The 11670-nt window shown below is 34.2% G+C and carries 8 protein-coding genes; 2 read left to right on the top strand and 6 right to left on the bottom strand.

Annotated features, from left to right (window positions below; translation table 11 throughout):
* Window positions 1-610 precede the first annotated feature (610 nt).
* Both BV906_RS10955 and BV906_RS10950 read right to left on the bottom strand, forming a co-directional pair.
* Window positions 611-1633, bottom strand: coding sequence for an accessory Sec system protein Asp2 (locus BV906_RS10955; RefSeq protein WP_087973578.1), 1023 nt, complete (start codon window positions 1631-1633; stop codon window positions 611-613).
* A gap of 203 nt (window positions 1634-1836) precedes the next feature.
* On the bottom strand, window positions 1837-3831 hold the full coding sequence (locus BV906_RS10950) for an acyltransferase family protein (RefSeq protein ID WP_087974062.1): 1995 nt from the start codon (window positions 3829-3831) through the stop codon (window positions 1837-1839).
* Window positions 3832-4293: 462 nt separating this feature from the next.
* On the opposite strand from BV906_RS10950, the gene BV906_RS10945 reads away from it, so the two are divergent.
* Entirely contained in the window at window positions 4294-7008 is a 2715-nt protein-coding gene (locus tag BV906_RS10945) for an N-acetylmuramoyl-L-alanine amidase family protein (RefSeq protein ID WP_087973577.1), read from the top strand.
* 187 nt (window positions 7009-7195) lie between these two features.
* Entirely contained in the window at window positions 7196-8278 is a 1083-nt protein-coding gene (locus BV906_RS10940) for a glycosyltransferase family 4 protein (RefSeq protein ID WP_087973576.1), read from the top strand.
* Between the two features lie 30 nt (window positions 8279-8308).
* Here BV906_RS10940 and BV906_RS10935 read toward each other — a convergent pair whose 3' ends face one another.
* From BV906_RS10935 to BV906_RS19490, 4 genes are all read right to left on the bottom strand, one after another.
* Entirely contained in the window at window positions 8309-9322 is a 1014-nt protein-coding gene (locus BV906_RS10935; RefSeq protein ID WP_087973575.1) for an LCP family protein, read from the bottom strand.
* A 147-nt stretch (window positions 9323-9469) separates the two neighbouring features.
* On the bottom strand, window positions 9470-9862 hold the full coding sequence (gene tagD / locus BV906_RS10930; RefSeq protein WP_087974061.1) for a glycerol-3-phosphate cytidylyltransferase: 393 nt from the start codon (window positions 9860-9862) through the stop codon (window positions 9470-9472).
* Window positions 9863-9950: 88 nt separating this feature from the next.
* Entirely contained in the window at window positions 9951-10175 is a 225-nt protein-coding gene (locus tag BV906_RS19185; protein WP_176330329.1) for a hypothetical protein, read from the bottom strand.
* Window positions 10176-10868: 693 nt separating this feature from the next.
* Complete coding sequence (locus BV906_RS19490; protein ID WP_176330328.1) at window positions 10869-11024, bottom strand: hypothetical protein; 156 nt, start codon at window positions 11022-11024, stop codon at window positions 10869-10871.
* Window positions 11025-11670 lie beyond the last annotated feature (646 nt).

Below are 11670 nucleotides of genomic sequence, written 5' to 3'. Positions count from 1 at the left end.
TGATATCATGATAATAATCTTATATTTGTTAGGGGTAAAAAACTAAATGAATAAATACGCTGATTCTCTATATCGTAGAGGGTTTCTGCTAACTAGCATTGATATGCCATCTTTTTCAAATAAAATAACTCAAAGAGTATTTAAACAGTGGAGTACAATTAAGATGGACAGATGAGGAACTAAATGCCAGCAAGTTAGCAGAGCTATATACAGAAACTGAATTTAGAAACGATCAAGAAGTAATTAATTCCTTCCAGAACTTTATTGATATTACTCAATTTAACAAAGATAATTTCTTTAATTATGAATATCAAGATCTATTTTATTGGGAGCATAGAATGTGCCTATGGCATAGTTGGCTGTTATTGGAGAGAGATATAGCATAGCTAGCATACGATACTTATATTCTCTTTAATAATCGTATATTGTTGTCAAAAATGCTATCAGCTTCGCTAGAAGACAGAGCCTCTAACAAACTATTTACCAGTATGTTAGAAGTCTCTCTCCAAATCTATTAAACTTACCAGTTAATGGCAATGAGCTAGGAATGTAAACAAGAAAAGCGTATAGGAGATAAGTAATATCTTCTATACGCTTTTAAGAAAATTGATTAATCTTTACATATTTTTTCAATGCTTTTTATTAAATAATCTGGAAAGTGTAAAGCTAATTCCTTATGAGTATTATAATCTCCTAAGTCAATCTCTATATTTTTTCTTCCGTTTTCTTCCATAAATTGCATAAAAGGATAAACATGATTTTTATAGTGTGGTTCATTTTCGCCCACATGTAATAAAATCTTAGGCTGGTGTTTTGTTTTCGAAATCTCATTAAATAAAATGTTATTAGCCCATTCTATATTTTCATAAGTAATTTCGTTGCATAAATACCTAAGAATAGGAGGGAGTATGGACTTCTCTTCATGTCCGTCAATTTTTCCCTTGCTTAGATAATTTCCAATTAATATTTGTGGACCTCCTGCAACTGCATATCCATAGTTACCTTTATGACTAAAATATAATGCAGCATAACCACCCTTACTTGACCCAGCACATATTACATTGTTCTTACTAATATTTAGCGTAGTTCTTGCATTTTCAATTAAATTTAGAACCTTTTCAGCTATGGTAAATGTTTTATTAGGTCCTAAATAATAAGAAGTTTGAGTATTCTCGTCTGTTCCGTAATCATCTTTAATAAAAAGCCTAGGTTCATTAAAGTCTTTCAATGTTTTAATATAATTATAATAAGTTGTCCTATTCAAGTCTTTTATACCTTGGAACACAACAATAAGTTTATTAGGTGAGTGTTTTCTGAACAACTTCTTTTTTCTTTCGACCCCAGGAAAATATATATACTTTATACCGTCAGGTGTTTGCTGTTCGTTTACTATATTTTGATATCTTGTTTTATCAGCCCATTTTTTGTCAATCTTTACTTGATACTTATATTTATATAATAAATGGTGGTCCAATTTCTTTTCATCAATTTTAAACGTTTCTTTTGGTTTAATAACTTCTAAGTATATGAACTCATCTTTTACTGTATCCTTTAAGACTAATCTAACTTCAGTATCTAGCCCATGATCTTGGAAAGGATTGAATGTAAATTTTATACTTTGAGAGATCTCCATGAAAACTATGTCTCCTTCTATTTGTATAATTATATTTATTATAACCTTTAGTTATTGCGGTGTACAATTTTTTTATGGGTAATTTTGTCTTAATATGTCCAAATAATTTCCTTGAATAAGAAAATTAAAAAATGAAAATAGAGTGGTGATTTCACAAATTAATAATGTAAGTACCACTCTTTTTTTAATCTACTGGAGTCTCTTTATTTATATTTTTCTAATACAGGCATAAGTGCTTCTCGTACGAACGGAGTTAATGTACTAGAATAGGTTGCTGTAATATGATGGCTGTCTGTATAAATAAGGACATTTCCGACTACCGATTTACAGTATTGATTCTCACAGAATCGATCAGTAAAATCAACATAATAAACATTATCAGGTGGGTTTTCTAACTTACTCCAAGGGTCCTCCTTGGGAAGAATCTCTTCTCTCTCCACGGCACATTCCAATGAATCAGATCCATGCTCTTCCACACAGGAAGGGACATCGAATTTTAAACGAGGATTATCACGTACAGCAAATACAGGAATACTGTGTTGTTTTAATATCTCCCAATTCTCTACATATCCCTCGGGAACTTCTTGCTGTGCTGTTACATCGGCCGTTGTGAAAACTAAGTCTGGCTGCACATCCACAATAACTTCCATTAATTTTCTATTCCATTCTGTACAATCTTCTGCTTCAAATTCCTCTGCAGAAAAACGGCAGCCACTCTTCGTATAAGATCTAACTTCAACATTTTCCTTTTCGGCAAATCCTTGTAAAGCCGGGAGCCAATGAGCAGAATGTGAACCACCAACCAGAGCGACAATATAATCGGGATTCTTAGTATCCCCATATATACACTCGATAACTTCTGTTTCACCAACTTCCTGATGACAACCTTCAGAATATAGGGCTGGCTGGTCGTTCCTTGCCTGCATGGGTGTTGGTACTACTGATTCGGCAATTTCTTTATCGGAATTTGCGAATGCCGTTATTGCAGCACCAGGATAATCTTCATTGTTAATCATAGTTTTCAGTTCCGCCTGTTGCTCTGCAATTGAATGGTACCAAAATCCGGATAGCACTAGCACAGGAGCTGCTAACAGAACTGCAACCAAAGCAGTCCTCCATTTAACATTCAAGCTCTTTCTATTTCTAATTGGTTTTTCAACAAATTTGGAAGTGATATAAGCAAGAATCGCAGACATTAAAATAATCAGCAGTCCATCGATTAAACTAGCAGTTTTGTTTCCTGTTAAAATAAAGTAAAAAATTAAAATAGGCCAATGCCATAAATAAAAACCATAAGATATTTCACCAAAATTAACGAGAGGTTTCGAAATTAATAGCCCATAGGCACTGAATTTACCTCCTTGATCTCCAGCTATTAGTATAAATATCGCACTTAACACTGGCCAAAGAGCTGCGTACCCAGGAAAAACAGTAGAAACTTGTAGAATAATTCCGCAGCTAATAAGACCAATAAGCCCTAACCAGCTAAGTAAAAAGCTAAAGGATTTCTTTAGCTTAATATTTGCAATTAATAAAGCAAGAATCCCACCGATACTGAATTCCCAAACCCTTGTAAAAGTATCAAAATATGCCCAAGGTTGATTAACATCTGTTTTGAAAACAGAATAGATGAATGAAACGATAAAGACGATTATTAACATCGACAAAAATACAGGCCTTATTCGTTTTTTAAATACAAATTTTGCAATAAGAATCGTTAATAATAATAGAACGGGCCAGATTATATAAAACTGCCCCTGTAGTGACATCGCCCAAAAATGTTGAAAAGGACTTGCTTCATTACTTTGTGCCAGATAATCGACAGAATTCAGAGCTAACTGCCAGTTCTCAAAGTATAAAGCAGAAGCAATTAATTCTTGCACGGTTTGATCCCATCTAACTTCAGGCAGCCACAGAATACAGGCTATTCCTGTGAAAAACAATACAGTAAAGGCAGCTGGGAATAGGCGTTTTATAAGTCTTAAAATAAATCCGCTGAAGTCTATTTTTTCATTTTTTTCATAACGACCTAAAAGTGAGATTGTGATTAAGAATCCAGCCACAACGAAGAAAACATCTACCCCACCAGAAACATTTCCTAACCATATATGATAGACAGCTACTAAAATAGAAGCTACAGTACGTAACCCTTCAATCTCTAATCGGAATTTCCGATCGGGCTTTTTATATAAATCCATATACATACACCCCTCCTAGTTCTAGGATAATTGATGACTATATGGTCATTACTATTATCGTCTTTTTTAAAAAATGGTTTATATAAATAAAACCACCTTTCAGTGTAACGCATAAGAAAAATATTGTCTATTCATGGTAGAGTAATAGTTTACCTTAATGTTTTAAGGTAATATTTTCCTCATACATCTTATGGAATCATTTCTTTCTCTTAATAGACCTAGCAAATAAGACAGTAGTTTCGTTATTTTGCTTGGACACCATTTTTATTGGTCTATATGACATCTTTAAAGGAACTACAAACAATTAACTTTTCTAAAAAAGAACGCTGGAAACTCGAGCGTTCTTTTTTGTCTCATTCTAGGTCAATTGACACCTTAGTTAGTTCTAATTACCTATTAAAAGGTCGTTGAAACTTTGAATTAAATACTTTATACTTATAATTAAAAGGGGGAGGATTGAATGTGAAGTTTAGAAATAGAATACTGTTAATATTATTGGTAATATTAGTCAGCAGTCAACCAATATTAATAGCGGCAAGTTCAATTAACAGTCTTACTAATGAATCAGAGGAAAAGGATTTTCAATTATTTATGGTGACTGAGGCAATTAATATAGATAATGAGATTAATATTCTAGAAGGTACCATTCTCTATGGTTTGATAGAAGATGAATTCGTACATATTCAATACAAAGACAGGTATGTCGAGGTTAGTGGTAACCAACTCGAAAACATTACTAATTGGAATAGCAGCGAAGTTCCTAATTTTATTAATCACAATGCACTGGATAAAGGTGATGAATCTATAGGGGAAGAAATTAATCAAGATGCCTTATATGGATATTCTATGGATAGTGATCAAACACTTCAGCTGCATGGTGAAATTGAAGTGACCCAATTATATAATGAAGAATACGAATACATATTACTTGGAAACGTGCCACACTTTCTGAATGCTGAAGACTTTGAGAAAGCAATTGCCGAAAGTAATGTTAAAGAAGATTTAACTGAAACCGAGGTCGAGGAAGAGGTTGAACCAGAGTCAGATGAAGTGGAAGAAAAGGTTGAACCAGAGTCAGATGAAGTGGAAGAAAAGGTTGAACCAGAGTCAGATGAAGCAGAAGAAAAGGTTGAACCAGAGTCAGATGAAGTGGAAGAAAAGGAACAAGAAGCGGTAGAGAGCCAAGATGATATTGAAATACTACCAAATGATAAAGAAATAAAAGCTAAAAATGAAAGTATAGATCCAACAGAAACAAATGTTGCAGAAGAAGAAGAACAGAATATAAGTGACGCAATAGGTACATTTTCAATTTTCCAAGTACAGGAAATCGCATTTTCAGATTCTGACAAATACTTCTTAGCAAAAGAAAATTTACCGGTTTATGACAATCGACGCGGAAAATTAGTTCAAGTTGGAGAATTAAAAAAGGGACAAATTTATCCTAGATACGAGAGCTCCCCTAGCTGGCACCGTCTTCAATTTGGTGATTATAAAGCATTTGTTAAAAAAGAGGGAACAGAGCCAGCATCAGGTTCAAGTCTTAAAAATCTAAACGATTCTTATTCCAATCAAGATAACTACGTTACTGCAAAAAAAGATATTACGGTTTATGATAACTCTTCTGGTAATCTCATTCCATTTGGCACTATAAAATCCGGACAGAAAATTAGTATTGCCTATGATTATGGTGGGGCTTGGATATACATTATATTTGCAGACAGGGTTGGATTTATAAAAAGTGATAATGTACAGAAAGAATATTTCTTGGAATCTGATAAATACTTCCGTGTAACTGATGAAAGTCTCCCAATCTATGATAATAGAAACGGGAATTTAGTCAAAGTTGGCGAACTTATTAAAGGTGAAGTCTATCCCAGAGGTATAGGTTCTCCTAACTGGCATGCTATTGATTTTAACGGCTTTACTGCTTATGTTAAATCAGAAAAAACAGAACCAGCAAGTGGCAAGAATATTAAGAACAAGAATAATGGTAAATATAAAAACCAATTGCGGAATGTTATTTCTAACCAAGATATAACGGTCTACGATAACACAAGTGGAACGTTAAAACCATTTGCTAAAATTGCTAAAGGACTGGAATACTCTATTGCTCGAGATTATAATGGTGATTGGATATATATAATATTAGCAGATAGAATTGGTTATATTAGGAATTCAGAAGTAAAAAGGACGTTTATTCCATCTGATAAGTACTTTAAGGTAACTGATGAAAATACTCCAGTTTATGATAATAGGAGTGGGAAATTAGTTAAAGTTGGCGAACTTGTAGAAGGTCAAGTTTATAAGAGAGGAATTGGCTCTCCTGCATGGCAAGCTATTGATTTTGGTGATTTCCAGGGCTATATACGTACAAGCCAAACTGAACCATCTAATGGAAACTCAATAACCAATCTCGCAAAAACAACTAATTCGATAGGTTATCTTACACCAAAAATTAAGGTGCCAGTATATGATAACTCTGGAAAAGGAAATATGGTCACTTTTGCTTATCTTGAAAAAGGCAAAAAGTACCCTGTTGTAAAAGAATATAATAGTTGGTATCAAATAAATCTAGGTGGAAGATATGGATTTATTAAACGTACAGATGTTACTGCTAAAGTTGGGGTTAGGATTTTCCTTGACCCTGGTCACGGCGAACACGACCCTGGTGGTACAGGCTTTGGACTGAATGAAAAAGATGTTGTATTAGATATTGCGATGATGACAGCAAATTTCCTACGGTCTAATTATTTGGATGTAGTTGTACAACTTTCTCGAACAAGCGATGTATTCATTGAACTAACTGATAGAGCTGAAATGGCGAACAATTGGGGAGCTGATTATTTTGTCAGTCTCCATAACAACGCATTTAATGGAAGTACAAATGGTTTTGAAACGTTTATATATAATGGAAGTGTTTCACAAGAGACGAAAGACAGGCAAGAGGATGTACACAATTATATTATCAACAGAATGAACGCTTCCGATAGAGGCATGAAAACAGCAAACTTTAGTGTATTGCGTAATACTGAAATGCCTTCCATCTTAATAGAATATTTATTTATCGATAATCGTGCTGACAACCAATTGTTAAAAAGTGCGAGCTATCGTACTACTCTAGCAAGAATCACAGCGGAGGCAATTGCGTATTCCTATGGCCTAACTGCAAGGTAGAGTAAAACTAATCAAAAACGCCTACTAGAAATCTAGTAGGTGTTTTTGATTAGTTTACCAAACTCAGGAAAGTTATAAACTTTAGTAAATAGGATGTATGATTGTAAGGAAACTTGATGTTAAATATTAAAATCTATGATAGAATATCTTAAAGTCTATAACACAAAATATCTAAGTAGGTGTATACATGTACAATCCAGTTGAGTTAATTACTGCCTTGATTATTTCGGCCTTAACAACACTCCTTGTAACACCTTTAATTAAAAGGTTTGCTTTTAAAATAAATGCAGCAGATATACCTGATGATAGAAAAAGCCATGATGGAATTAAAGCAAGTATAGGTGGATTAGCGATTTTTATAGGTGCATTTGCCGGTTATTTGTACTTACAACCTGAACATCCACAAATGACAGCAGTCATTATTGGTGCATGTATTATGTTAATGACGGGGCTACTAGATGATACTTTTGACTTGAAACCAATATATAAACTGTTGGGGCAAACAGCTGCGGCTGTAGTAGTTGTATCATCAGGTCTTATTATTGATAAATTAACAATGCCTTTTTTTGGAACAGTTTATTTAGATGAAATTGGTTATATTATTACGATCCTATGGATAGTCGGTGCATCCAATGCGATTAACCTTATTGATGGACTTGACGGGCTTGCTGCTGGAGTCTCGACAATCGCTCTATCTAGTATTCTAGTAATGGCAATAATGGATTATCGAATAGTGGTGGCATATCTCTGTATCATATTGATTGGAAGCTGTCTTGGTTTCCTATATCATAATTTTTATCCAGCGAAAATTTTTATGGGAGATACAGGGGCGTTATTTCTTGGATATTCTATCGCAGTTATATCAATGTTAGGATTGTTTAAGAATGTAGCTTTATTTAGTTTTATCATTCCGATTATTGTAATAGCTGTACCAATATTTGATACGGTATTCGCTATCATAAGGAGAGCAATTAATAGGCAGGGAATCGCTACAGCCGATAAGAAGCATATCCATTATAAACTTCTAGAGATGGGATATAGTCATCGAACTTCGGTTTTGATTATATATGGATTTAGTGGTTTGTTTGGAGCACTAGCAATAACATTTAATAGTGGAACATTGCTAACTTCCTTTATAGTTTTAGGTATAGCACTTTTATGCATTCAAATCATGGCCGAATTAGCGGGTATTGTAATGTATGGTCAACAACCGGTTCTAGATGGTATGAGAAAAATATTCAAATTGAAGAAAATTAAAAGAAGTAACTAAAAAATCCCATCCGGTTGGATGGGATTTTTATTAATAATCACTATCTGGAGTAGTTAACTCAGATGAATATTTGTCTTGATTAGTCGCTATCTCAAGGTGTTCCTTTAACTCAGATTGAACTTCAATCAATGACGCATCATCAATAATTTGATAACTTACACCGTTAATTCTTTCAGGATACGTTTCAAGTGAAAGTTTGTCAATTTTACTTGTGCTGAAATCTTTGTATTGATTGAAGAAGGATAAACCTTCAGAAACTTTCATATTAGTTTCCACATTATTTCCTACTTCTTGTGCTAAATCATCAATTTTGGTTACCGTACCAACAGATAGAGCCTTGTTTATCATAGCTTGTATAACTTCTTGCTGTCTCTCGTTTCTTCCTATATCCCCGCGTGGATCTTCATAACGCATTCTAGCATATGCAAGTGCATATCTACCATTGAGTTTCATTTCACCTTCATAGAATTGTAGTTTTTCAGCCTTAGGATCATCACTATTTTGCTGGAAATCAAATGGAACATCAACAGTTATTCCGCCGAGTATATCTATTACATTTTTGAAAGCATTAAAATTAACGGTTGCATAGTAATCGATTGGTATATCTAATAAGTTCTCGACCGTTTCAATTGTCATTTCTTTTCCACCAAAAGCATGTGCATGTGTAATTTTATCCTGTGTGCCTTTTCCTGCAATTTCAACCATGGTATCTCTCGGAATACTTAATAGCTTCAATCTTTCATCATTCGGGCTGAAAGTTGCAACCATTAATGTGTCAGTTCTTCCGTTATCCCCATTCGTTGAATAATCTTCAACACCCATTAACAGAATAGATACGGGGTCATCACTTATCGAAACGGCTTCCGCTCTCAGGTCAGATTTTTCTCGTCCTAAATCATCATAGGATTTGCTGGCAGCCATCATAGTTTGAACAGCAGTGTAACCTCCAAAACCTAAGAGGCCAATAAACATTAATATAATTATCAAAAGAAATAAGCGTTTACGCCTAATCCTTCTCTTTTTTCGAATTACAGTACGTCTCATAATTATTCTCCTTTAGCAGATCCATCCTTTATTATAAATAGTAGTCCCCAACAATGCAATATAATTTTAGGGCAACAATAGTATAGACGATTAGTATTATAGAGACGTTACAAGATTAAGTCATTTATTATTTTATTGAGAATTAATCTACCATTTATTATTCATATGGTTTTTAATTGAGGTAGTCGAAATCCCCTCTGTCCGTGGTAAATAAATGACCTTACAATATTCCTTTAAAAAGTCAAAATGCCCCTTCCAGTCATCACCCATAACAAAAAGATCTGCATGGTACTCTTTTACATCACTGATTTTCTGATTCCATGAATATTCGGGGATAACATGGTCGACATAACGAATGGCTTCCAGAATTAATTTACGGTCCTCGAAGGAATGATAGGCTTCTTTATTTTTTAGTTTATTAAATTCATCTGTAGAAATACCAACAATCAAATAGTCTCCCATTTCCTTTGCGCGTCTGAGTAAATGAATATGGCCAGCATGTATTAAATCAAATGTGCCATATGTGATTATCGTTTTAATGGAATTCTCCTCCAGTAAATGTATTGTTAATAATTTTAACATAAAACTGGAGCAGGAACTCTTCTTTATTTAATTAAATCCATTAGACTCATCTGCAAAATCGTTTAGATGATTCAAAGGATTCCAATCCCAGATGGTGCCTAAGTTCACTTTGAGTTTGAACTCTGCTTTCTTCTTCTACTTGATAATAACAACCGTTGCCGTTTTCTATGTAACCTCTACCGGCAAGGTTAACATTCTCGATTTGAATGGTCTCATTTAATCCATAAGAAAGTAATCCTCTAATCTCGGTAAATGTTAAATTTGTTTCCATATTTACGCTAGGCATGGCGACTATCTTGGTGGTGGCAGTCCACTATGGGGGTACACATCAACCAACCACTAGAGAAGCGCAAGGCTCTAATCGTGAGGTAGGTGCTGAAGGAAGCGTGTATCAAAATATTGGCTCGGCGAACAGAAATCTGATACCAAGGCTTTATAGCTTGATAAGGCTCCATATCAAGTCAAAGTCCAAAAGATGTGCGTAATCCTATAGAGTAAATCAGGCGAGTAAAAGAGGGAAGATAGTTGTCTTACCCTGGGAGGTCCCTCACGGACAGCTGAGGAGTCCCCCTATAAAGAAAGCTGGTCGAAAAAGGTTTATCGTGAGAAGTCAGCCGAAGCCATTGTAATGATAAACATCATGAAGGGTTGAACAATTTATAGTGATTCCACACCATGAATGCAAGAAGGATAAACTTCAGAATGTGATGAGGAAAGTGTGAGCGTATCTCAGAGGATACTCAAAAGAGAAATGTCTTATCATCACCTGAAAGGAAAGGAAGACCATCATCCGTTCAACAATAATATACTGACTAGTTAGTTTTTCGAAGTTTATGTGCTTGTTCAAAACTATTTATTTTGCTAATCCCGCTAAACTTTGAACATTTCCATTTACTTCTTCTATTGTTGCCGTAATTCAGTAATTTACCGTGCCATTTCTTGAACGTTATTGTTACATCATTTATCACATTTGATAGCAGCCAGCCACTTCCGAGAGTTTATTTGCTTTATCGACATTTAATCCAACATCAACTCTACCAATAACATTCCCCATGTCATCTTTTATCGGTATCGCATGGGAAACGAGACTAACTACTAGTAATTCAGCTGATACAGTCATTATTTTATTTTCATGAATGGCATCAGTAATAATAGCGCCCTAAATTAAAGGATCTCCGGTACATTAAGTGAGAATGGTGCATGATTTAATAGTAGAGGGTGGTTGTCGGCATATACCCCATTATTAGGCTATACAAATGCAACCATTCTAAGTGTTGATGAAGGTAGAATACCCAATTAACCTTCAGTACGTCATTAAGTCTGCTAAATAATTCTTGTTCCTTCATTAAATAGATATAAAACAATATAAGAAATGGATATTATTGGATATAAAATAGTATTGCATCTAGTTATCTATCCATGTTATATTAAATATCCGCCACAAGAGCTAGAGGAAATCAAAAAAGATGGTTGACTTTTAGTTTGATAGTGTGGTAAGATATTTCTTGTCGCCTTTTGACGACAACGGTTAAGAAAAAGCAACAAAAAAGTTGTTGACTTAATCAATAATGTTTGATACAATATAATTCTTGCCGCTAAAAAAGCGTCAACAATTTGCTCTTTGAAAACTGAACAAAACAACCAGTATGTCAAGAAAAGAAAACATGTTTTTCTTTTCAAACAACTCATTAAGTTTCACTTATTGAGTATGCAACAAGCTAAGAACACAAATGGAATTAACTGATGTTGATTCTATTCAAACACTT

This window comes from Oceanobacillus rekensis, assembly GCF_002153375.1.
Lineage (GTDB): Bacteria > Bacillota > Bacilli > Bacillales > Amphibacillaceae > Oceanobacillus > Oceanobacillus rekensis.
This window is presented reverse-complemented; position numbering and strand designations above follow the sequence as displayed.